Genomic DNA, 20,750 nt, shown 5'->3' on the forward strand with positions numbered 1-20,750 from the left:
GCAATGGCATTTCATGAGATCAGATTTCCGGCGAGCCTTTCCTTTGGCTCGGTCGGGGGGCCTGAGCGGCGCACCGAGATCGTCGCGCTGACCAACGGTTACGAAGAGCGCCGCACCCCATGGGCGCATTCGCGGCGGCGCTATGATGCGGGGCTTGGCCTGCGCTCGCTTGACGATGTCGCGGCGCTGATTGCCTTTTTCGAGGCGCGGGCGGGCCAGATGCATGGTTTCCGCTGGAAGGACTGGGCCGATTACAAGTCATGCATCCCAAGTGCCGAGGTCACCTTTCAGGATCAGGAGATCGGGATCGGCGATGGGATGCAGCGTGAATTTGCGCTGTGCAAAGCATATGCCTCGGGGGTCGGTCGCTATCGGCGCCCGGTGATCAAGCCTGTCGAGGGCACGGTGCGTGCCGGCGTGGGGCATGTCGAAAAGCGCGAGGGCGTCGATTTCGAGGTCGATACGGCCACGGGGATCATTACCTTTGCCGCGCCGCCCGAGGCGGATGCCGTAGTGACCGCGGGGTTCGAGTTCGACGTACCGGTGCGCTTTGACGCCGACCGTATCGCGGTGTCGGTCGCTTCGTTTCAGGCGGGCGAGCTGCCTCAGGTCCCGGTGGTGGAGGTGCGGCCATGAGCGGGACAATTGCGCGCGCATGGGCGGTACGGCGGCGCGACGGGCTGGAGCTTGGCTTTACCGATCATGACCGGGAACTGGGCTTTGAGGATATCACCTTCCGGCCTGATTCAGGGCTGAGTGCGCGGGCATTGGTGCAGGGCCTTGGCCTGTCGGTTGACAACAGCGAAGCCATGGGCGCGCTGTCGGATGCCGCGATCACCGAGCAGGACCTGATGGCCGGGCGCTGGGACAGTGCCGAGGTTCGCCTGTGGGAGGTGGACTGGTCCAACGCTGCTAACCGGCAGCTGATCTTTCGTGGCCATCTGGGCGAGGTAGTGCGCAGTGGCGCGGCTTTTAGTGCCGAGTTGCGCGGACTTTCCGAACCTTTGAACAAGGCGCAGGGCCGGGTCTATCACCCGCGCTGCTCGGCGGTGCTGGGCGACGGCAAATGCCGATTTGATCTGTCTAAGCCCGGCTATTCGGCCGAAGGCGTGGTACTGGCCGACGAGGGCGGACGGCTGACGCTTTCGGGTATTGCGGGCCATGATCCGGGTTGGTTCGAGCACGGCCGGCTGATCATGCTGTCCGGTGCTGCCGAGGGGCTGTCGGCCATGGTCAAGGCGGATGTTGCCCAGCCGGGCAACCGGCGTGCGGTTGGATTGTGGACGGCGCTGGGCATTCAACCCGTCGCCGGGGACCGCGTGCGGCTGGTGGCCGGCTGCGACAAGCGCGGCGAGACTTGCCGGATGAAGTTCCTCAATTACCTGAACTTTCGCGGCTTTCCTCATTTGCCTCCTGAGGATTGGCTGATCGCGCCCAAGGTGAACCGATGAGCGTGGCTGCGGGACTGGCGGCAGTGGCGGCCGCGCGGGCGTGGATCGGCACGCCCTATGTTCATCAAGGATCGGTTCGGGGGGCGGGGGCGGATTGTCTGGGGCTGGTGCGCGGTATCTGGCGCGAACTTTACGGGACCGACCCCGAGCCTATGCCGGCCTATACCCCCGACTGGGGTGAGGTCGGCGGGACCGAGCTTATCCTGGGTGGTGCGGGGCGCTATCTGCTGCCCGCCCAAGATGAGCAGCCGGGCGATGTGCTGGTCTTTCGCATGAGGGCCGGGGCTATCGCCAAGCATCTGGGAATATTGGCGGAAATTGGTGCAGAGGCGCGTTTCATCCATGCCTATGACCGGCATGGGGTGGTGGACAGTCCGCTGTCGGCGCCGTGGCGGGCGCGGATTGCGGGACGTTTCCGGTTTCCGCCTCTTTGAGGGAAAGGTTAGGGCGCAATGGCGACGATTCTGCTGGCGGCGGTCGGGGCATCGCTGGGTTCGGGCTTTGGCGGCACGGTTCTGGGGCTTTCGGGCGCGGTAATTGGCCGGGCGGTCGGGGCGACGCTGGGGCGGGTGATTGATCAGCGTCTTTTGGGCGGTGGCTCGAAGGCGGTTGAGACGGGGCGCGTGGACCGGCTGCGCATTCAGACTGCGGGCGAGGGAACCTCGATCCCGAGGCTGTGGGGCCAGATGCGGCTGCCCGGGCACGCGATCTGGGCCGGTCCCGTGGTCGAGACCCGGCGTGAGCATGGCGGTGGCAAGGGCTCGGGTCCCAGTGTGACCGAGATCGGCTATCGGCTGAGCTTTGCCCTTGCACTGTGCGAGGGGCCGATCCTTGGTGTCGGGCGGGTCTGGGCGGATGGAGAGGAGGTCTCGGCCGATGATCTGAACATGCGGGTCTATCCGGGGGACGAAGATCAGCTGCCCGATCCGGCCATTGCCGCGCAGGAGGGGGATGATGCCCCTGCCTATCGCGGCATTGCCTATGTCGTCTTCGAGGAGCTGGCACTTGAGAAATGGGGCAACCGCGTTCCGCAGCTTTCGTTCGAGGTGACCCGGGCAGCAAAGGACGGTCGCGGCCTGTCGCGTGAGGTGCAGGCAGTGGCAATGATCCCCGGTACCGGAGAGTACTCTTTGGCTACCACGGCGGTCAGCCTGGATCTGGGCCTAGGCGAGACGCAGGTCATCAATCACAACACACCTTTGGCTGCGAGCGATTTCCGCGCCTCGATGCGGACGCTGGGGCGCGAGTTGCCGAATGTCGGTTCGGTCTCGCTGGTGGTGTCATGGTTTGGCGATGACCTGCGCGCGGGTGAATGCCTTGTGCAGCCAAAAGTTGAAGATCGCAGCCGTGACGGACGTGAGATGGCCTGGCGCGCTGGCGGCATCGGGCGGGGTGAGGCGGGTGAGGTCGCGCGCGTGAACGACCGGCCGATCTATGGGGGCACTCCGGCCGATGCCTCGGTGATCGAGGCGCTGCGGGCGATTGCTGCAAGTGGCCGGAAGGGGGTGTTCTATCCGTTCATCCTGATGGAGCAGCTGGCCGGCAACCGTCGCCCCGACCCGTGGAGCGGCGCTGTGCATCAGCCGGTCATGCCATGGCGGGGCCGGATCACCACCAGTATCGCCGCGGGCCGCGATGGCAGTCCCGCGGGCACGGAGACGGCTGAAGCCGAGGTGAGGCGATTTTTCGGCTCTGCCGAGGTGCGGCATTTCTCGCGCGATGGCACGGTCATTTCCTACAGTGGGCCGCAGGAGTGGTCTTATCGCCGGTTCATCCTGCACTACGCCCATCTATGCGCGGCTGCAGGGGGGATCGACGCCTTTCTGATCGGCTCGGAGATGGTAGGTCTGACGACGATCATGGGGTCGGGCCACTCATTCCCTGCGGTCGATGAGCTGCGCCGGCTGGCGGCCGATGTGCGTGCCATTCTGGGACAGGGGGTCAAGATCGGCTATGCCGCTGACTGGTCGGAATATTTCGGCCATCACCCCGGCAACGGCGATGTACATTTCCATCTGGACCCGCTGTGGGCGGACAGGAACATCGATTTCATCGGTATCGACAATTACATGCCGCTGTCGGATTGGCGCGAGGGTGAGGACCATCTGGACGTCCATTTCGGCCGCATCGACAATCCCGCCTATCTGCGCGGCAATGTTGCGGGGGGAGAGGGTTACGACTGGTATTACGCCAGTGATGCCGACCGGCAGGCGCAGCGTCGCACCTTGATCGAGGACGGGGCGCATCACGAGCACTGGATCTGGCGCTACAAGGATATCCATGGCTGGTGGCAGAACCGCCATCACGATCGCATCAGAGGCGTGCGGCAGGCCAGGCCCACCGCATGGGTGCCGCGCAGCAAGCCGGTCTGGTTTACCGAGATGGGCTGTGCCGCGCTGGATAAGGGCACCAACCAGCCCAACAAGTTCCTTGATGCGATGAGTTCGGAATCGATGTTGCCCCACTTCTCGGACGGGCGGCGGGATGACGTGATTCAGGCGGCCTATATACGGGCGATGACCGAGTACTGGTCCGACCCGGCCAACAACCCTGCCCGTGCCGCCTATGGCCGGACGGGTGCAGGCCGGATGATCGACATGGATCGCGCGCATGTCTGGTGCTGGGACGCGCGGCCCTATCCGGCCTTTCCCGCCCGTACCGACCTGTGGTCGGATGGCCCGGCATGGGAGCGGGGTCACTGGCTGAACGGTCGTGCTGGTGCCGTGCCTCTGGCCGATGTCGTGGCCGAGATCTGCCATGAGGCAGGCGTGCGGGCCTTTGACGTCGAGGGCTTGCGGGGGTTGGTGCGGGGATATGTGCTTTCTGGTTCTGAAAGCGGTCGCGCGGCATTGCAGCCCCTGATGCTGGCGCATGGGTTCGATGCCGTCGAACGTGACGGTGTCCTGCGCTTTGTCATGCGCGGCGCGCGCGTCGATGCCGAGCTTGGTCCCGATGACATGGCGCTGGCCGAGGAGATCCAGTCTGTCGAGGTCCGGCGTGCCGCCGATGCCGAGATGGTTGGTCGTATCCGTCTGTCCCATGTCGAGGCCGGGGGTGATTATGCCGTGCGCACGGCTGAGACGATGATGCCGGGGGCAGAATTCCTGCCGGTCTCGGACAGTGAGCTGGCCATGTCGCTGACACGCGGCGAAGGTCGGGCGCTGGCCGAGCGCTGGCTGGCAGAGGCAGCGGTTGCGCGGGACGGGGTGCGCTTTGCCCTGCCGCCCTCGCTGGGGCATCTGGGGCCGGGTGATGTGGTGCGGCTGGCCGAACCCCGGGCCGAGACGAAACGCTGGCGCATCGACCGTGTCGAGCGGGCGGGTGCGATCACCGTCGATGCGGTGCGGGTCGAACCGGGGGTCTATCGTCCCGCCCGGGTCGCCGGAGGAGAGACGGTCCTGCGTCCCTTTGTCCCGCCGATCCCGGTCTGGCCGGTGTTTCTGGATCTGCCGTTGCTGCGCGGGGACGAGGCGCCCCATGCGCCGCATCTTGCGGTGACGGCGACGCCATGGCCGGGGGCGGCAGCGGTCTGGGACTCGGCGCAGAAAACCGGCGGGTATCGGTTGAACCTGACGCTTGCTGAGCCTTCGATTATGGGGCGTACTGAAAACCCGCTTGCTGCGGCCCGGCCCGGGGTTTGGGACCGTGGCCCCGCACTGCGTCTGAGGGTCAAGGGGGGTAATCTGCGCTCGGCCTCAGAGGAGGCGCTGATGGCGGGGGCGAACCTGCTGGCCATCGGCGACGGTTCGCCCGAGGGGTGGGAGCTTTTGCAGTTTGCCGAGGCGCGCCTGATCTCGGCCGGTTTGTGGGAGATATCGACCCGGCTGCGCGGGCAGGCGGGTACAGATGCCTTTATGCCCTTGGTCTGGCCTGTGGGCAGCATTGTTGTCTTACTGGATGGTGCGGCGCAGCAGGTGGATCTGCCGCCCTCGGCCCGCAATCAGCTGCGTCACTGGCGTGTCGGTCCGGCGGTGCGTGCTCCCGATGATCCGAGCTATCGCCATATCGCCATGGCGTTCCGAGGCGCTGGGCTGCGGCCGCTGTCGCCCTGTCATCTGGAGATGCGCGGCCGGGTTGCGACCTGGATCCGCCGCACGCGGATACAGGGCGACGGCTGGGAGGGGGCTGACGTCCCCTTGGGCGAGACGCAGGAGCGTTACTTGGTCCGGCTGGTTCGGGACGACGGGCATGTACTGGCACGTGCCGTGGTCGATGAGCCGCGCTGGACGGTACCCGCGGATGTTTGGGCCGAGGCCGCAACAGGAGGCGGCCTTGCCCTTGAGGTTGCCCAGCTTTCCGACCTGTTCGGAGCGGGTCCCTATGCAAAAAGGATGATCCATGTCTGAGAATACGACCGCCAACTGCGACCTGCCGCTGCTGATGCCGGCGCAGGCGCAAAAACATGTCACCGTCAACGAGGCGCTGATGCGCCTGGACGGTCAGGTCGATCTGGTCATGCAAAGCGTGACGCGTATCAATCCGCCCGATACGGTGGCCGAAGGGCTGTGTTGGGGTGTGCCGCAAGGTGCGGTCAACGCCTGGGAGGGGCAGGGCGGCAAGATCGCCATTGGCGCAAACGGAGGCTGGATCTTTGTTCAGCCGGGCTTTGGCCGCCGCGCGATCATTGCCGATGAAGGGGTGACGGCGATCCATGACGGTTCACACTGGGTGCCGGGTGCGGTGACGCTGGGCCGCCATGGTTCGGGGCTGCTTGCGCGGCAGCTGTCCGAGGATGTTGCGCTGGGGCAGGGCCCCTCATTCGATACGGCGATATTCATTCCCGCGGGGGCGCTGGTCTTCGGCGCGACGGCGCGGGTGATCGAGGGGATCACGGGTGGCGCGACCTCATGGTCGCTGGGCACGCCGGGCAATGCAGACAGTCTTGTCCGGTTTGGCCAGGGGCTTGGCAAGGCGCAGGGCTCATGGGCGCGGGGGCTTTTGTCGCCACCCATGGTGTTCTGGGAGCCTGTGCCACTGAGGCTGACTGCAAAGGGCGGCCAGTTCGCTGGTGGCAAGGTGCGTGTCGTCCTGCATTGGTGGGAATTGCGGCTGCCGGATTGAGCAGACTTTTCGCGCCCGTCGGTTTCCGCTAGACTCGGTGAATGAAACTGACGGGCGCGCCTGAATGAACCTGCAGAAAGATATGATCGAGCCGCTATCGGACGCGCGGGACGCCCCGCGCGATTCGGTCTGGGGCCGTATCCAGCGCGAAGCGCGGATCGCCGTGCGCGACGAACCCCTGCTGGGGGCGCTGATCCATGCCGGGCTGTTGCATCACGCCACCTTTGAGGCGGCTTTGGCCTATCGTTTTTCGCTGAAACTTGCCTCGCGCGAGATGAGTGAGCAGATCTTGCGCGAGATTGCGGACGACGCTTTTTCCCGTGCGCCCGAGCTTTCCTCGGCGGCGCAGGCCGATCTGTTGGCGGTCTATGACCGTGATCCGGCTACCCACCGGCTGATGCAGCCGATCCTGTTCTTTAAAGGTTATCAGGCGCTGCAAGCCTATCGCATCGGGCATTGGCTGTGGCAGCAGGGCCGGAGCGACATGGCCTATTTCGTGCAGATGCGTTGCTCGGAGGTTTTTGGCGTCGATATTCACCCGGCAGCACGCATCGGGACGGGCGTCATGATCGACCACGCCCATTCCATCGTCATCGGCGAGACGGCCGAGGTTGGCAATGATGTCTCGATGCTGCATTCGGTGACGCTGGGCGGCACCGGCAAGGAGGATGGCGACCGGCATCCAAAGATCGGCAATGGTGTGATGATCGGGGCCGGGGCCAAGGTGCTGGGTAATATCCGCGTCGGCCATCACTCGCGCATCGCCGCCGGTTCGGTCGTGCTGAGCGAAGTGCCGCCTTGCAAGACTGTGGCGGGCGTGCCGGCACGGATCGTCGGCGACGCCGGCTGCCCGGAGCCTTCGAATTCCATGAACCAGCTTTTGGGTCAGGAAGACCTGTTCTAAAGCCAGTCGGCGTTGCCGCTGCCGGTCAGCTCGGACAGGGTGATGTGTTCGCGTGCGAGCCGCTGATCCAGTTCGCGCGCAATGCGGCTGGCCAGGGAAAAGCCCTGATAGATCAGCGCCGAGTAGATCTGTACGGCCGATGCTCCGGCGCACAGCTTTTGCCATGCCTGTTCGGTCGAGCCGATTCCGCCCACGCCGATCAGCGGCACCCGTCCCTGTGTCTCGCGGTAGAGGCGGGCGAGGACGCGGGTCGAGCGTTCGAACAGCGGCGCGCCTGACAGGCCGCCCGCTTGGGGCGCGTGGGGTGAGCTAAGGCCATCGCGGGTCAGTGTGGTATTTGTGGCGATGATCGCATCGACGGGCGCGGCCAGCGCCACGGCCGCGATATCGGCAATCGCGGCGTTGTCCAGATCGGGGGCGATCTTGATGAATACAGGCGGGCGGTTTTTCAGGCTGTCACGTGCCTGCAACACGCCCTGCAACAGCGCCGCAAGAGCCTCGGCCCCTTGCAGATCGCGCAGTTTCTCAGTGTTCGGCGATGAGACGTTGACGGTCAGGAAATCGGCATGGGCGCCACTGATGCGCACGACCTCAGCAAAATCGGCGCTGCGGTCGATGCTGTCCTTGTTAGCCCCGATGTTCAGCCCGACCGGAATGCCCGACGGGCGCGCGGCAAGTCGTTGGGCAATTGCCGAAGCGCCTTGGTTATTGAAGCCAAAGCGGTTGATGATGGCGCGGTCTTCGCTTAGCCGAAAGAGCCGTGGCCGGGGGTTGCCGGGCTGGGCGCGCGGAGTGGCGGCGCCGACCTCGATAAAGCCAAAGCCCGCCCGCATCAGCGCTGGCAGAGCGCGGGCGTTCTTGTCATAGCCCGCCGCCAGCCCAACCGGATTCGGCAGATCGAGCCCGGCAAGGCGCAGTCGCAGCCGACCAGAGGTGACGGGTTGGTCCGGCAGCGGCACCAGCCCCTTTCGCAGAGCCAGGATCGAGAGATCATGCGCACGCTCGGGGTCGAGGCGATGCAATGCGGCAAGGCCCATCCGCTCGATGAGGTTCATGTGATATCTCCGATATCGTGGCCGCCGGGGCCGAGAGGCAGGGGGCGGCTCCACAGCACGTCATTGGCCCTGAGTTCGCGGTAGAGATGCGGGAACAGATCACCACCGCGCGATGGTTCCCAACGCAGCTCGTCCAGCGCCCTGGAATCGAGAGCCAGCAGATGCAGCCCGTCTTTGCCTGCAAAGTGACGCGACAGCGTGCCGGGAAGCTGTGTTGCAGTTGACAGGTGGATATAACCATCGGCCAGATCCACGGGTGCGCCAAGGCTATGGCCCTGATGCGTGAAGGCCTGAAACTCGGCCGCGTGAAAGATCTTGTAAACCAGCATGGTGGGTTCATGCGTTGCACCGTGCGGCCCGTCAAGCGCCATTGAGCCTGCGGCTTGTCAGCCAACATGATCGTCAATTGACGGAGCCGCGGCCATCCCCCAATCTGCGTTTCATTCGGACATTCGGGGTGAGAGGGAACGAGATGAAACGCTGGCTTTTGGTTTCGGCAGCGGCCGTTGCGCTGTCTTCGGGCGCGGCGCAGGCGGATTATACGCTGCACGTGCTGCATATTAACGATTTTCACAGCCGAATCGAGCCGATCAACGCTTATGACAGTACCTGCGATGCTGAGACCGAGGCCAAGGGCGAGTGTTTCGGCGGCGTGGCGCGGCTGGCATCCAAGATCCGCGAGCTTCGCGATGAGCTGAAGGCCGAGGGGCAGAATGTCATCGTGCTGGATGCGGGCGATCAGTATCAGGGCAGCCTGTTCTATACCACCTATAAGGGTAAGGACACGGTCGAGTTCATGAACGCGATCGGCTTTGACTCCATGGCAGTCGGCAATCATGAGTTTGACGACGGACCGGCTGGGCTGGCGATTCTGGCCGAGGGAACGAAGTTTCCCGTGATCTCGGGCAACCTTGATCTGTCCCAATCGCCCGAGCTGAAGGACAAGGTTGACGATATGCTGACGCTAGAGATCGGGGGCGAAAAGATCGGCATCGTTTCGGCCCTGGCGATGGACACCCCAGAGACCGCTTCGCCCGGCGATAAGGTCATTTTCATGGATGACATGGATAGCCTGAAGGCCGATGTGCAGGAACTGACCGATCAGGGCGTCAACAAGATCATCGCCCTGACCCATACGGGCTTTAAGCGTGATCAGGAGTTCGCTGCCGAAGTGGCGGGAATCGATGCGGTGATCGGCGGGCACAGCCACACGTTGCTTGGTCAGGTCGAAGGGGCCGAGGGTCCCTATCCGACAATGGTGAAGGGCGCTGATGGGGCTGAGGTGCCGGTCGCGACCGCCTATGCCTATGGCAAGTATCTGGGTCATCTGGTTCTGACCTGGGACGACAACGGCAAGCTGATCAAGGCCGAGGGCCAGCCGGTCCTGCTGGATAACTCGGTCGTGCCCGACGAAAAGCTTGCCGCTCGCGTCAAGGAAATGGCTGCGCCCATCGAACAGCTCAAGCAAAAGCACGTGGCCGAGATCAAGGCACCCATCGACGGCAGCCGCGAATCCTGTCGTGTCCGTGAATGCGAAATGGGCAATGTGGTCGCGGATGCGATGCTGGCGCGTGTCAAGGATCAGGGCATCACCATTGCGATCCAGAACGGCGGCGGGTTGCGCGCCTCGATCCCGGCGGGGGCGGTGACCATGGGCGATGTGCTGTCGGTACTGCCGTTCCAGAATACGCTTTCGACCTTTCAGCTGAAAGGTTCTGATGTGGTTGCGGCGCTGGAAAATGGCGCGAGCCAGATCGAAGAGGCGGCGGGGCGCTTTGCTCAGGTCTCGGGGCTGAAATACACGCTGGACCCCTCGGCCCCGGTCGGAAGCCGGATCAGCAATGTGCTGGTGCGCGAAGGCTCGGATTGGGTGCCGATCAACCCGGAGGCGGTATATGGTGTCGTGTCCCAGAACTATATGCGCGCTGGCGGTGACGGCTATAAGGTCTTTGCCGATAACGCTATGAATGCCTATGATTTTGGGCCTGATCTTGCCGATGTGCTGGCAGAATATCTGGCCAGGCAGGGGCCGGATTTCGCGCCAAGGCTTGATGGCCGCATCACCGTGAAATGACACTGCAAAGGCCGGGGATCGCACCCGGCCTTTTTCCATCCTGGCGGCCTAGGTTGGCAAGAAGGCGCGGCGGTTCTTCATATGTCGCTGGACAAGCTGGCGGCCTTTACGTCCCGGCGCGACGGGGCGGGCAGCGGGGGGGAAATGGCCCACCGCAAGTTCGGGAAACAGTGCGAAAATCTCGCGCCGCGCGGCGGATGAAAACGCGCGCAGCGCCTGCGGTCCGGTCAGCAATGATTCTGTCCAGCACCCATTTGACAGCACCAGCTCATGCCGGTCAAAGAGCAGGTGCAGATAGGATACGCCATCTTTTGGACAAAGCGGGCGGATGCCGTCGAGCGCGGTCAGATGGGTAGCCGCAACAAGGATTTCTTCGGCATCAAACATCCGCCGCGCGATGGCCGAGCGCAGCAGGGCGCGATGCTGAGGCGAAACGATCAGGTCACGCTGGGGCAGGTCGGGGCCGAGCGCGTCTTGGGAAATCAGGATCGGGCGCAGGTTTGGGCACAGGTCCAACCTTTTGCCATCCAGCCGCACACGGCCAATCCAGCGCAGGGGTTGAAAGCCGTGGTCGCGTGTCAGGATCAGATCACCTGGGGCCAGAGTCTCGACCGTGCGCGGGCCGGACAGGGTTTCGATCAGTGTGCCGGGGGTGAAACAGGGCGCACCTTGCATGGTGGGGTCATAAGGCAGCGCCGAAGTTGTAGCGCCCATGACCCTTTTGCCGACATATCTATAGGTCCCATCAGGGCGGAACTTTGGCCAGTAGTCCTCTCCCCCGGTGGTTTGACGCATCCGGGGAAGGATCATCACGGTATGACGGCCACCGGCCTCGATCGGGTAGCCCGCGTTCAGAGGCTTTCCGTCCGGTCCTTCTCCGACATAGCTCGGGAAGAAAACATAAAACTCGTTTCCATCGGCATCGCGCAGGATTGATGTCTCTTGCAAGGATATGCGGGTGCCTGCGTCCAGTGTCTGTTGCTTGTCGCCTTGACCAAAGGTCGTGGTTTCGATGAGCGTCTGACCATCGCCCGGATCGTTGTAATATAGCCCGGAGCCACCGCGCGAGAGATAACCAAACTCTGGATCGTCATCCTCGATCCTCAGTTCCCCCATCTCGGCCGATGCGAAGCTGATGTTGCTGCGGTTCAGGAAGGGCAGGTTCTTTTCCGCACCGGTCACGTTGGGGTTGGTGTAAACCGGAACCTCGAAGGTTGCCGTGATGATGCGGTATTCCATTAACCAATTCACAATCTAAAGTTGTACAAACTTGGTAAATACAACTTAAAAATAAGGAAATTGAAAGCCTTATTTGTCCGCGGCAACGGGCGGTTGCCGCCTGGCCATCCGTCTTGATGTGCGAGGGCTATTCCGGGTTGCCTTCACCAGTTTGCGAAAGCGTCTGGTGCAGGAACCGTTCGAAATCATCCAGATCCACCGGTTCGAACTGGCCAAAGCCCTGCATCCAGACCGAGGCGCTGCGCAGCCCGTCGGGTTCGAGCTTGCACCAGATGATCCGTCCGCGCCGCTCCTGTCGGATCAGACCGGCAGCAGCCAGTACCGAGAGGTGCTTTGAAATCGCCGCAAGGCTGACCTGAAAGGGCGCCGCGACATCGGTGACGGCCATGTCATCTTCGAGCAGCATCGAAAGAATTGCCCTGCGCGTCGGATCGGCGAGGGCGGCAAAGATCGCGTCGAGGCTGGGCTGTGCTGCGGACATGGGCCTTGTTCAACTTGCCGGTTGAATATGCGGCGGATCGACTGGCAACGGCAAGATCATGTTTTTGTCGGATGTTTGCCGGATGGCAGGCTAATCAAATGCAGTATTTTCAATGTGTTATAAATGTGCCTCGCTTGCTTGACTCATGGGGCGCAAGTCCCTATCACCGCGCCAACCGATAACGGGGGTGTGAGCCGTGGCCGAACACGACCATGACGCTGCGCGAGCCCGGGACGCAGAGCGGCTGCGCGAGCTGGAGGCCCGGTTGGGCAAGAAAGCCGGAGCAAAGCTGCCCTCGCGCGGGGAAGAACATTTCAGTCAGGCCAATCTGGCCTGGCGCATGGTGACGGAGCTGGTGGCAGGGTTGGGCATCGGCTTCATGATCGGATACGGGCTGGATTATCTGACCGGCCTGCGACCGGTCTTCATGGTGGTCTTTGTGCTGCTGGGCCTGGCAGCCGGTATCAAGACCATGATGCGGACCGCGAAAGACATAGGCAAGCCACCGGGGCCTCCCGGCGACGACAAGGGTGAATGACGATGGCAGAAGAAGAAGCAGGTGGTCTGGTTTTCCATCCGATGGATCAGTTCGTCATCAAACCGCTGTTTGGCGAAGGTTCGGTAAACTGGTACACGCCGACCAATGCGACCCTGTGGATGGCGCTGGCGGCTGTCGCTATCACCGCCCTTCTGGTCTTTGGCACCCGTGGGCGCGCCATCGTGCCGAACCGCGTCCAGTCCATCGCCGAGCTGCTGTACGGCATGGTCCATAAAATGGTCGAGGACGTAACCGGCAAGGACGGGCTGAAGTACTTCCCCTATGTGATGACGCTGTTCTGCTTCATCCTGTTCACGAACTTCCTGGGCCTGCTGCCGAAAAGCTTTTCGCCGACTTCGCATATCGCTGTGACGGCGGTTCTGGCGGTTCTGGTCTTTTTGGGCGTCACCATTCTGGGCTTTGTCAAGAACGGCGCGCATTTCCTGGGCCTGTTCTGGGTCAGCTCTGCGCCTTTGGCGCTGCGCCCGGTGCTGGCGGTGATCGAGCTGATCTCGTACTTTGTGCGCCCCGTCAGCCATTCGATCCGTCTTGCTGGTAACATCATGGCCGGCCACGCGGTGATCAAGGTCTTTGCCGCCTTTGCCGCCATCTCTGCCATTGCGCCGCTTTCGGTGCTGGCCATCACCGCTGTCTATGGGCTTGAGGTGCTGGTTGCGCTGATCCAGGCCTATGTCTTCACCATCCTGACCTGCGTCTATCTGAAGGACGCGCTGCATCCGGCGCACTAAGCGCCGGGTCAGCCTCGGGTCTGAATCGAAACCCTTTCCAAAGCCTCAAGGAGCATGAACATGGAAAATCTGGGTCAACTGGGACAGTACCTCGGCGCCGGTCTGGCTTGCGTCGGCATGGCGGGCGCCGCCATGGGGGTGGGCAATGTCGCCGGCAACTATCTGGCGGGCGCCCTGCGCAACCCGTCGGCCGCTGCCTCGCAGACCGCCACCCTGTTCATCGGCATGGCCTTTGCGGAAGCCCTGGGCATCTTCTCGTTCCTGGTCGCTCTGCTGCTGCTGTTCGCAGTCTGATCCTTTTGCCATCCTTGCGGTTGGGTGGGGGCTACAGGCGCCCACCCGATTGTGAAACGACCGGCATGGGGTAGGATATGTTCAGCCTGTTGCAACAGACCGCGCCTGTCGTGGTCGAAGAAACTGAAACGGTGGTAATCACCGAATCCGCCGAGGCGGCGGGTCATGGCGCCGAAGCAGCCCATGCCGTTGCCAATGCCGCGGATGCTGCGGCTGGCCATGCCGCCAGCGCCCCCGGCATGCCGCAACTGGATATCACGACCTTTGGCAACCAGATTTTCTGGCTGCTGGTCATTCTGGCCGTGATTTACTGGGTGCTGTCGCGGATCGCGCTGCCGCGCATCGGCGGCGTTCTTTCGGATCGTCAAGGCGCCATCACCGGCGACCTGATGGCTGCCGAGGAATTCAAGCAAAAGGCCAAAGAGGCCGAGGCTGCCTATGACAAGGCTCTGGCCGATGCCCGGGCCGAGGCGCAGAAGATCATCGCTGCCAACAAGGCCGAGATCCAGAAAGAGCTGGATGCTGCCATCGCCCATGCCGATGCGGAAATTGCTGCCCGCGCGGCAGAATCCGAAAAGCGCATCTCTGAGATCCGCGCTTCGGCGGTTGAGGATGCGCGCTCTGTTGCCCGCGAGGTGACGGCAGCGCTGGTGGAGCATCTTGGCGGCAAGGTCGATCAAAACCTGGTCGACACGGCTGTCGATCAGCGGTTGAAAGGGGCGCTGCAATGAAACGTCTGAGCGTGCTCTTTGCGCTGATGGGAACCCCGGCGCTTGCGGCTTCGGGTCCGTTCTTCTCGCTGCGCAATACCGATTTCGTCGTTACTCTGGCCTTCCTGGTCTTTGTCGGCATCCTGCTCTGGTTCCGTGTGCCGCAGACTGTCGGCGGCCTGCTGGACAAGCGCGCCGAAGGCATTCGCAACGATCTGGCCGAAGCCCGGCGCCTGCGTGAAGAAGCGCAGGAGATCTATGCAAGCTACGAGCGCCGCCAGCGCGAAGTTAAGGGCCAGGCCGAAGAGATTGTCGCCAATGCACGCCGCGAGGCGGTGAGCGAGGCCGACAAGGCCAAGAAAGCGCTGCAACAATCCATCGAGCGCCGCCTGAAAGCTGCCGAAGATCAGATCGCCAGCGCCGAAGCCGATGCTGTGCGTGCTGTGCGTGATCGCGCGATCCAGACTGCGGTGACCGCTGCGGCCGAGATCCTTGGTCAGCAGGTCAGCCCGGCTGAGCGCAGCGCTGGTATCGACAAGGCCATCGAAGAGGTTGCCCGGCGGCTGAACTGAGGCCACGGAATTGAACGAGAAGGGTGCCTTCGAGCATCCTCAGGGACAGTGACTGAACCCCGGGGCGCGTTAGCGTCTCGGGGTTTTCCTTGTCCACGCACCGGGCTGGTGGCGGATACGGTCGTTTGAAAATGAATGGGCCGGCAACCTTGCGGCTGCCGGCCCGATCTTTACCCTGGCGATGGATCAGCGCGTCGGGGTGATCAGGATTTCGACGCGGCGGTTTTGTGCCCGGCCTGCTGCGGTGTCGTTCGAGGCCACCGGCTGGGTAGCGCCGCGGCCCGAGGTTGCGATGCGGCCCTGCGACACGCCGCCAGCGGTCAGGATGCCAGCGACCGAACGCGCCCGGCGCTCGGACAGGTCCTGGTTGTAGGCGGCCGAACCGGTGCTGTCGGTATGACCGACGACCTGAATGCGGCTGTTCGGATACTGGTTCAGGTTGCGTGCGATGATGTAGAGGTCGTTCTGACCCTGCGCGCCAACTGCTGCCGAGTCGGTGGCAAACAGCGTCGATTCCGGCATCACTACGGTCAGATAGCTGCCGTTGTTGACGATGCGGATGTTGGGGTTGTTCAGCTGCTGTTGCAGGGATTTCTGCTGCTGGTCGAGGATCGCCCCACCCACGCCGCCGACCGCGGCACCGACGATGGCGCCCTTGATCGCGTCCATGCCCTGGTTGTTCTTATCCTTGTCGCGGGTAGCGCCCAGAACGCCGCCGACCACGGCGCCGGCGATGGCGCCCTGCTGGGCGCGGTTCATCTGCTGAGGTTGGCCATAGCGGTCGCCCGGTGTACAGGCGCTGATGGCAAGCGCGCCGGCCGAGGCGAGAAGCAGCGAAATACGGGTCTTCATTTTATTACCTTTCTTTTCGGGGCGATCCACAGCCGCCTGTCCTTACGACCTGGCCGGACTGATCCGGCATCTGATGCCCAAACGATTGAAACTTGGCATGAGTTCCATGCCAAGACCAGAGAAACTCGTGCAAAATCGCTGGCCTGCACTCACAAAACAGCGATGGCGAGAGGAGCGATTTTCGCACCCTCGCGCGTAAGAAGTGCACGTTTTACCGCCTCGCCCCAATGATATCCTCCGATGGCGCCACCGGTGCGGGTCACGCGGTGGCATGGGATCGCCCATGAGACCGGGTTCTGCCCGACAGCGGTGCCGACTGCGCGCAGGGCCCGGGGACGGCCAATTCGTTCGGCCAGCGTGGCGTAGCTGATGACCTGCCCGGCCGGCACCTGGGTCAACGCCTGCCAGACCTGCAGCTGAAAAGGGGTGCCGCTCAGACGCACGGTGATCTCTCCTGCACCTGCAATCAGCGCGTCTATTGCGGGCTCAAGCGCCTCGGGGGCGGGAACCGGCCGTGCGCCGGGCCAGCGGGAGGAAAGATCGGCCTCAACCTCGGTCTCGGGCAGGGGACCGGCAAAGCCGAGCCCCCAAAGGGCGCCGGCCGCGCCATAGGCGATTACTGTGCCAAGCGGCGTTTTGAACCGTCCGTGGCACAAAACCACGCCCGGATCCTCTGCCGGTTGGGTCGTGATCGTCACTCGCAGCCCGTTTTCGGGCGGGGTGAGAGGAAAGAGCGTTGCCGTCATCGCTGCCTCGCTGCTGTCTTTGCGGCAGAGTAGCGCAGACGTGGCGCAAATCCATGCACGAATGCTTGCGCATAAGCGCGGGGCAGGGCATCTGAAGGCCATGGCACGCAGCACCACCCCCCGTCTTCCCCCGGCTTTGCCCTATACGACGCAGGTCGCAATCTTTTCGCGACTGCGCGAGGCCAATCCGCAGCCGGTGACCGAGCTTGAATATACCAACGCCTTTACCCTGCTTGTCGCGGTCGCGCTGTCGGCGCAGGCCACCGATGTCGGCGTGAACAAGGCAACCAGGCGGCTGTTTCAGCAGGTCAGCACGCCCAGGCAGATGCTGGATCTGGGCATTGAGGCGCTGACCGAAGAAATCAAGACCATCGGCCTTTATCGGCAAAAGGCCAAGAACGTCATCGCCCTGTCGCAGCGCCTGATCGACGAATACGGCGGTGAGGTGCCCCAATCGCGGGCGGCGTTGATGACCCTGCCCGGTGTCGGGCGCAAGACCGCCAATGTCGTGCTGAACAGTGTCTTTAACTTTCCTGCGCAGGCGGTCGATACCCATATCTTTCGTGTCGGGAACCGCACGCATATCGCCCCCGGCCGCGACGTGTCCGAGGTCGAGCGCGCGATCGAGGATAACGTCCCCGTGCCCTTTCAGCAGAACGCCCATCACTGGCTGATCCTGCATGGCCGTTATATCTGCCAGGCGCGGCGTCCGCGTTGCCGGATCTGCCCAATCGAAGATCTCTGCCCCTATGAGGAGAAGACCGGATGACCACCCCCTATGTAATCGGGATCGGCAATGCCGTCATGGATGTGATTGCGCCGACCTCAGAGGACACGCTGGCCCGGCTGGGGGTGGAAAAGGGCATCATGCAACTGATCGACCGCGAGCGGTCCGAGTTCCTGATGGCGGCGCAATCGGCCGATCCGCAGGCGGGCAAGGCGCGGCTGGTGCCAGGTGGTTCGGTTGCGAATACGCTGGCCGGGCTGGGGATGCTGGGACTGCGCACCGCCTTTATCGGCAAGGTGGCAAGCGATCCTCTGGGCCTGAGCTATGCCGAACAGACCGAGCAGCAGGGCACGGTTTTCGTCAACCCGCCGGTTGCGGGGGATGTGCTGCCAACTTCGCGTTCGATCATCTTTGTCACCCCGGATGGCGAGCGGTCGATGAACACTTATCTGGGAATTTCGGCCGAGCTGGGGGCGGATGATGTCAGCCCGTCAGTCTTTAGCGGCGCGGATTGGCTGTTTCTTGAGGGCTATCTGTTTGACAAGGACCCCGGGAAAACAGCGTTCTTGAAGGCTGCCGATGCTTGTCACAAGGCGGGTGGGCAGGCGGGAATTGCGCTGTCCGATCCGTTCTGCGTGGATCGGCATCGCGCCGATTTCCGTCGTCTGGTGGCAGGACCGATGGATTACGTCATCGGCAACGTGCATGAATGGCAGTCGCTATATGAGGTCGAGGATCTGGAAGAGGCGCTGCGGCAGGCAAGCGCCGATTGCCACACCGTGATCTGTACCCGCTCGGGCGAGGATGCGATCCTGATCCGTGGGGATGAACGGGTAAGCGCGCCGGTCCACCGTATCGTGCCGGTGGATGCGACCGGAGCGGGCGACCAGTTCGCGGCGGGCCTGATCTATGGTCTGGCGATTGGCGCGGATCTGGCGGCGGCGGGACGCATGGGCTGTATCGCTGCGGCCGAGGTCATCAGCCATGTCGGCGCGCGGCCTGAAAGCGATCTGCGCGCGGCCTTCAGGGCCGAGGGGCTGATCTGAAGCGGTCCTCGCAGAGGGGTAAAGGGAAAGGGGCAGGGACGTTGTCGCCTCTGCCCCTTTTTCAGTCTCAGGCGGCCTTCTTGCCAGCGCCAAAGCGTCCGTAGAAGCTGTCGCCTTTCGTCGCCATGTCGCGCAGCAGTTGCGGCGCGGCAAAACGCGGGCCGAACTTGGCCTCAAGCGCGTCGGCGATTTCGACCACACGCGGCGCGCCCAGCATGTCGAGCCAGCTGAACGGGCCGCCTGACCAGGGTGCAAAACCCCAGCCAAGGATCGCGCCGACATCGCCTTCGCGGATGTCCTCAAGCACGCCCTGCTCAAGCGCGCGCACCGCTTCGAGCGCCTGCACGAACATCAGCCGGTGCTGGATCTCGGTCAGTTCGGGCTGCGCATCGGCTTCGGGCCAATCCGAGGCGAGCCCTGACCAGAAACCCTGACGCTTGCCGGCCTCATCATAGTCGTAAAAGCCCGCCTTGGCCTTGCGGCCCAGCCGACCCTGCTCGGCCAGTTTGAAGATCACCTCATCCACGGCACCGTCGGGATAGGCGTCGCCCATGGCTGCGCGGGTTGCCCTGGCAATCTTGACGCCAAGATCAATCGAGGTCTCATCGACCAGTTGCAGCGGGCCCAGCGGCATACCCATCATCTTGGCGGCGTTTTCGACCAGCACCGGGCTAACGCCCTCGGCCACCATGCGGATCCCTTCGTTGATATAGGGGATGATGCAGCGGTTGGCATAGAAGAAGCGCGCGTCATTAACGACGATCGGCGTCTTGCGGATCTGGCGGACGAAATCCAGCGCTTTGGCGACGGCGCGCGGGCCGGTCTCTTTGCCCTTGATGATCTCGACCAGAGCCATCTTGTCCACCGGGCTGAAGAAATGGATGCCGATGAACTGATCAGGCCGCGCGCTGGCCTTGGCCAGTTCCGAGATAGGCAGGGTTGAGGTGTTGGTGGCAAAGATCGCCTCGGCGGGCAGCACGGCCTCGGCCTTTTTCGTCACCTCAGCCTTGACCGAGGGGTCCTCGAACACCGCTTCGACCACCAGGTCGCAGCCTTGCAGGGCGGCGTAATCGGTGGTGGGGGTAATGCGGGCAAGGACCTCGGCCTTTTTCTCTTCGGTTGCTTTGCGGCGGCTGATTGCCTTGTCAAGCAGACCGGCGGAATGGGCCTTGCCACGCTCGGCCGCCTCCTGGGCCGAGTCGATCAGCACGACCTCGATCCCAGCCATGGCCGAGACATGGGCGATGCCTGCGCCCATCATGCCCGCGCCAAGGATGCCGACCTTTTTCACGCTTTGATCGGGGGCATCGGGACGGTTTGCGCCTTTCTCCAGCGCCTCCTTGTTGATGAAGAGGCTGCGGATCATCGCGGTGGACGAGGGGTTCATCAACACATTGGTGAACCAGCGCGCCTCGATCTTCAGCGCCGTGTCAAAGGGCACCATCGCCCCTTCGTAGACGGCGCTGAGCAGGGCCTTGGCGGCCGGGTAGACCCCCAGCGTCTTGCCATGGACCATCGCGCTTGCGCCGACAAAGGTCATATAGCCCGCCGGGTGATAGGGTTCACCCCCCGGCATCTTGTAGCCTTTGGCATCCCAGGGTTTGACCAGATCGGTGTCGCTGGCCTTCAGCACCCATTCACGCGCAGCGGCGACTGGATCGGCGGCCACCTCGTCGATCAGCCCCGCGCCCTTGGCCTTGGCCGGGTCGCTAAGCTTGCCTTCCAGCAGGAAGGGGGCCGCGCCCATCGCGCCAAGCCTGCGCACCAGCCGGGTGGTTCCGCCAGCGCCGGGGAAGATGCCGACCATGATCTCGGGCAGGCCGATCCTGGCCTTGGGATTGTCGGCGGCAAAGATGCGATGCGTTGCAAGCGGCAGCTCCAGCCCGATCCCCAGGGCCGTGCCGGGCAGGGCTGCTGCGATGGGCTTGCCGCCCTTTTTTGTCTTGGGGTCCATACCCGCAAGCTCGATCTTGCGCAGCAGGTGGTGCAGCGTCATCACCCCGTCAAAGACTGACTGAGCGCCGCCCTCTTTCATGCTTGCGATGACGTTCAGGTCCATGCCGGCGGCAAAGTCCTTTTTGCCGCTGGTGATGACGATGCCCTTGACCGCTTCATCGGCCAGCGCGTCGTCGATCAATGCATTCAGTTCAGCCGCGCCGTCCAGAGACAGCACGTTCATCGACTTACCGGGCACGTCCCAGGTGACGATGGCGACGCCGTCGGCGTCTTTCTGCATGGTGAAATCGGTCAT

The 20,750-nt window shown here is 63.4% G+C and carries 21 protein-coding genes; 14 read left to right on the forward strand and 7 right to left on the reverse strand.

Features of this window, described 5'->3' with window-relative positions:
• The first annotated feature begins 3 nt into the window (after positions 1 to 3).
• The 6 genes from F8A10_RS18290 to cysE all read left to right on the forward strand — a co-directional run bounded on the left by F8A10_RS18290 (position 4) and on the right by cysE (position 7,416).
• The gene (locus F8A10_RS18290; RefSeq protein WP_085501483.1) at positions 4 to 636 is read left to right on the forward strand and encodes a DUF2460 domain-containing protein; all 633 of its coding nucleotides are present in this window, start codon (positions 4 to 6) and stop codon (positions 634 to 636) included.
• A complete protein-coding gene (locus F8A10_RS18295) occupies positions 633 to 1,451 on the forward strand; it encodes a DUF2163 domain-containing protein (protein ID WP_152368094.1) in 819 nt (272 codons plus the stop codon). Before F8A10_RS18290 ends, F8A10_RS18295 begins: the two co-directional genes overlap by 4 nt.
• Positions 1,448 to 1,885 (forward strand): NlpC/P60 family protein, encoded by a 438-nt coding sequence (locus F8A10_RS18300; protein ID WP_152368095.1) that lies wholly within the window; start codon positions 1,448 to 1,450, stop codon positions 1,883 to 1,885. The genes F8A10_RS18295 and F8A10_RS18300 overlap by 4 nt, the downstream gene beginning before the upstream one ends.
• 18 nt (positions 1,886 to 1,903) lie before the next feature.
• Positions 1,904 to 5,797 carry a baseplate multidomain protein megatron gene (locus F8A10_RS18305; protein WP_152368096.1) on the forward strand — a complete coding sequence of 1,298 codons (3,894 nt, stop codon included), beginning with the start codon at positions 1,904 to 1,906 and terminating at the stop codon, positions 5,795 to 5,797.
• Positions 5,790 to 6,512, forward strand: coding sequence for a DUF2793 domain-containing protein (locus F8A10_RS18310; protein WP_010394098.1), 723 nt, complete (start codon positions 5,790 to 5,792; stop codon positions 6,510 to 6,512). Before F8A10_RS18305 ends, F8A10_RS18310 begins: the two co-directional genes overlap by 8 nt.
• Before the next feature lie 64 nt (positions 6,513 to 6,576).
• Entirely contained in the window at positions 6,577 to 7,416 is an 840-nt protein-coding gene (cysE, locus tag F8A10_RS18315; RefSeq protein ID WP_010394094.1) for a serine O-acetyltransferase, read from the forward strand.
• On the opposite strand, the gene F8A10_RS18320 is transcribed toward cysE, so the two are convergent.
• Positions 7,413 to 8,471, reverse strand: coding sequence for a quinone-dependent dihydroorotate dehydrogenase (locus tag F8A10_RS18320; protein WP_152368097.1), 1,059 nt, complete (start codon positions 8,469 to 8,471; stop codon positions 7,413 to 7,415). The genes cysE and F8A10_RS18320 overlap by 4 nt on opposite strands.
• Positions 8,468 to 8,800 (reverse strand): DUF952 domain-containing protein, encoded by a 333-nt coding sequence (locus F8A10_RS18325; protein ID WP_227493488.1) that lies wholly within the window; start codon positions 8,798 to 8,800, stop codon positions 8,468 to 8,470. The genes F8A10_RS18320 and F8A10_RS18325 overlap by 4 nt, the downstream gene beginning before the upstream one ends.
• A 143-nt stretch (positions 8,801 to 8,943) precedes the next feature.
• Between F8A10_RS18325 and F8A10_RS18330 the strand changes: the two genes are divergently transcribed.
• Positions 8,944 to 10,545 carry a bifunctional metallophosphatase/5'-nucleotidase gene (locus F8A10_RS18330; RefSeq protein WP_152368099.1) on the forward strand — a complete coding sequence of 534 codons (1,602 nt, stop codon included), beginning with the start codon at positions 8,944 to 8,946 and terminating at the stop codon, positions 10,543 to 10,545.
• 48 nt (positions 10,546 to 10,593) lie between these two features.
• Here F8A10_RS18330 and F8A10_RS18335 read toward each other — a convergent pair whose 3' ends face one another.
• Positions 10,594 to 11,784, reverse strand: coding sequence for a Hint domain-containing protein (locus tag F8A10_RS18335; RefSeq protein WP_152368100.1), 1,191 nt, complete (start codon positions 11,782 to 11,784; stop codon positions 10,594 to 10,596).
• Between the two features lie 127 nt (positions 11,785 to 11,911).
• Entirely contained in the window at positions 11,912 to 12,265 is a 354-nt protein-coding gene (locus F8A10_RS18340; protein ID WP_010394084.1) for an ArsR/SmtB family transcription factor, read from the reverse strand.
• A gap of 196 nt (positions 12,266 to 12,461) precedes the next feature.
• Here F8A10_RS18340 and F8A10_RS18345 point away from each other — a divergent pair, with 196 nt between their 5' ends.
• From F8A10_RS18345 to F8A10_RS18365, 5 genes are all read left to right on the forward strand, one after another.
• Positions 12,462 to 12,803, forward strand: coding sequence for an AtpZ/AtpI family protein (locus F8A10_RS18345; protein WP_152368101.1), 342 nt, complete (start codon positions 12,462 to 12,464; stop codon positions 12,801 to 12,803).
• A 2-nt stretch (positions 12,804 to 12,805) separates the two neighbouring features.
• Positions 12,806 to 13,552 (forward strand): F0F1 ATP synthase subunit A, encoded by a 747-nt coding sequence (locus F8A10_RS18350; RefSeq protein WP_029371596.1) that lies wholly within the window; start codon positions 12,806 to 12,808, stop codon positions 13,550 to 13,552.
• 60 nt (positions 13,553 to 13,612) lie between these two features.
• Positions 13,613 to 13,846: a F0F1 ATP synthase subunit C gene (locus F8A10_RS18355; protein WP_010394077.1), complete on the forward strand. Its 234-nt coding sequence runs from the start codon at positions 13,613 to 13,615 to the stop codon at positions 13,844 to 13,846.
• 77 nt (positions 13,847 to 13,923) lie between these two features.
• A complete protein-coding gene (locus F8A10_RS18360) occupies positions 13,924 to 14,577 on the forward strand; it encodes a F0F1 ATP synthase subunit B' (protein WP_010394065.1) in 654 nt (217 codons plus the stop codon).
• A complete protein-coding gene (locus F8A10_RS18365; protein ID WP_010394063.1) occupies positions 14,574 to 15,128 on the forward strand; it encodes a F0F1 ATP synthase subunit B in 555 nt (184 codons plus the stop codon). Before F8A10_RS18360 ends, F8A10_RS18365 begins: the two co-directional genes overlap by 4 nt.
• 186 nt (positions 15,129 to 15,314) lie before the next feature.
• On the opposite strand, the gene F8A10_RS18370 is transcribed toward F8A10_RS18365, so the two are convergent.
• Positions 15,315 to 15,980, reverse strand: coding sequence for an OmpA family protein (locus tag F8A10_RS18370; protein WP_010394062.1), 666 nt, complete (start codon positions 15,978 to 15,980; stop codon positions 15,315 to 15,317).
• 149 nt (positions 15,981 to 16,129) lie between these two features.
• Positions 16,130 to 16,726 (reverse strand): methylated-DNA--[protein]-cysteine S-methyltransferase, encoded by a 597-nt coding sequence (locus F8A10_RS18375; RefSeq protein WP_010394060.1) that lies wholly within the window; start codon positions 16,724 to 16,726, stop codon positions 16,130 to 16,132.
• A gap of 100 nt (positions 16,727 to 16,826) precedes the next feature.
• On the opposite strand from F8A10_RS18375, the gene nth reads away from it, so the two are divergent.
• Positions 16,827 to 17,495 carry an endonuclease III gene (gene nth / locus F8A10_RS18380; protein ID WP_152368102.1) on the forward strand — a complete coding sequence of 223 codons (669 nt, stop codon included), beginning with the start codon at positions 16,827 to 16,829 and terminating at the stop codon, positions 17,493 to 17,495.
• Positions 17,492 to 18,499 carry an adenosine kinase gene (locus tag F8A10_RS18385; RefSeq protein ID WP_085501473.1) on the forward strand — a complete coding sequence of 336 codons (1,008 nt, stop codon included), beginning with the start codon at positions 17,492 to 17,494 and terminating at the stop codon, positions 18,497 to 18,499. The genes nth and F8A10_RS18385 overlap by 4 nt, the downstream gene beginning before the upstream one ends.
• A 67-nt stretch (positions 18,500 to 18,566) precedes the next feature.
• Here F8A10_RS18385 and F8A10_RS18390 read toward each other — a convergent pair whose 3' ends face one another.
• On the reverse strand, positions 18,567 to 20,750 hold the full coding sequence (locus F8A10_RS18390; protein WP_152368103.1) for a 3-hydroxyacyl-CoA dehydrogenase NAD-binding domain-containing protein: 2,184 nt from the start codon (positions 20,748 to 20,750) through the stop codon (positions 18,567 to 18,569).

Origin of the sequence: Paracoccus kondratievae, from assembly GCF_009301415.1 — a bacterium.
Lineage (GTDB): Bacteria > Pseudomonadota > Alphaproteobacteria > Rhodobacterales > Rhodobacteraceae > Paracoccus > Paracoccus kondratievae.

Bases quoted from the DNA above. Each gene is read 5' to 3' on its own strand.
- F8A10_RS18290 (WP_085501483.1), top strand. From the start codon at position 4: ATGGCATTTCATGAGATCAGATTTCCGGCGAGCCTTTCCTTTGGCTCG.
- F8A10_RS18295 (WP_152368094.1), top strand. From the start codon at position 633: ATGAGCGGGACAATTGCGCGCGCATGGGCGGTACGGCGGCGCGACGGG.
- F8A10_RS18300 (WP_152368095.1), top strand. From the start codon at position 1,448: ATGAGCGTGGCTGCGGGACTGGCGGCAGTGGCGGCCGCGCGGGCGTGG.
- F8A10_RS18305 (WP_152368096.1), top strand. From the start codon at position 1,904: ATGGCGACGATTCTGCTGGCGGCGGTCGGGGCATCGCTGGGTTCGGGC.
- F8A10_RS18310 (WP_010394098.1), top strand. From the start codon at position 5,790: ATGTCTGAGAATACGACCGCCAACTGCGACCTGCCGCTGCTGATGCCG.
- cysE (WP_010394094.1), top strand. From the start codon at position 6,577: ATGAACCTGCAGAAAGATATGATCGAGCCGCTATCGGACGCGCGGGAC.
- F8A10_RS18320 (WP_152368097.1), bottom strand. From the start codon at position 8,471: ATGAACCTCATCGAGCGGATGGGCCTTGCCGCATTGCATCGCCTCGAC.
- F8A10_RS18325 (WP_227493488.1), bottom strand. From the start codon at position 8,800: ATGCTGGTTTACAAGATCTTTCACGCGGCCGAGTTTCAGGCCTTCACG.
- F8A10_RS18330 (WP_152368099.1), top strand. From the start codon at position 8,944: ATGAAACGCTGGCTTTTGGTTTCGGCAGCGGCCGTTGCGCTGTCTTCG.
- F8A10_RS18335 (WP_152368100.1), bottom strand. From the start codon at position 11,784: ATGGAATACCGCATCATCACGGCAACCTTCGAGGTTCCGGTTTACACC.
- F8A10_RS18340 (WP_010394084.1), bottom strand. From the start codon at position 12,265: ATGTCCGCAGCACAGCCCAGCCTCGACGCGATCTTTGCCGCCCTCGCC.
- F8A10_RS18350 (WP_029371596.1), top strand. From the start codon at position 12,806: ATGGCAGAAGAAGAAGCAGGTGGTCTGGTTTTCCATCCGATGGATCAG.
- F8A10_RS18355 (WP_010394077.1), top strand. From the start codon at position 13,613: ATGGAAAATCTGGGTCAACTGGGACAGTACCTCGGCGCCGGTCTGGCT.
- F8A10_RS18360 (WP_010394065.1), top strand. From the start codon at position 13,924: ATGTTCAGCCTGTTGCAACAGACCGCGCCTGTCGTGGTCGAAGAAACT.
- F8A10_RS18365 (WP_010394063.1), top strand. From the start codon at position 14,574: ATGAAACGTCTGAGCGTGCTCTTTGCGCTGATGGGAACCCCGGCGCTT.
- F8A10_RS18370 (WP_010394062.1), bottom strand. From the start codon at position 15,980: ATGAAGACCCGTATTTCGCTGCTTCTCGCCTCGGCCGGCGCGCTTGCC.
- F8A10_RS18375 (WP_010394060.1), bottom strand. From the start codon at position 16,726: ATGACGGCAACGCTCTTTCCTCTCACCCCGCCCGAAAACGGGCTGCGA.
- nth (WP_152368102.1), top strand. From the start codon at position 16,827: ATGGCACGCAGCACCACCCCCCGTCTTCCCCCGGCTTTGCCCTATACG.
- F8A10_RS18385 (WP_085501473.1), top strand. From the start codon at position 17,492: ATGACCACCCCCTATGTAATCGGGATCGGCAATGCCGTCATGGATGTG.
- F8A10_RS18390 (WP_152368103.1), bottom strand. From the start codon at position 20,750: ATGACCGATTTCACCATGCAGAAAGACGCCGACGGCGTCGCCATCGTC.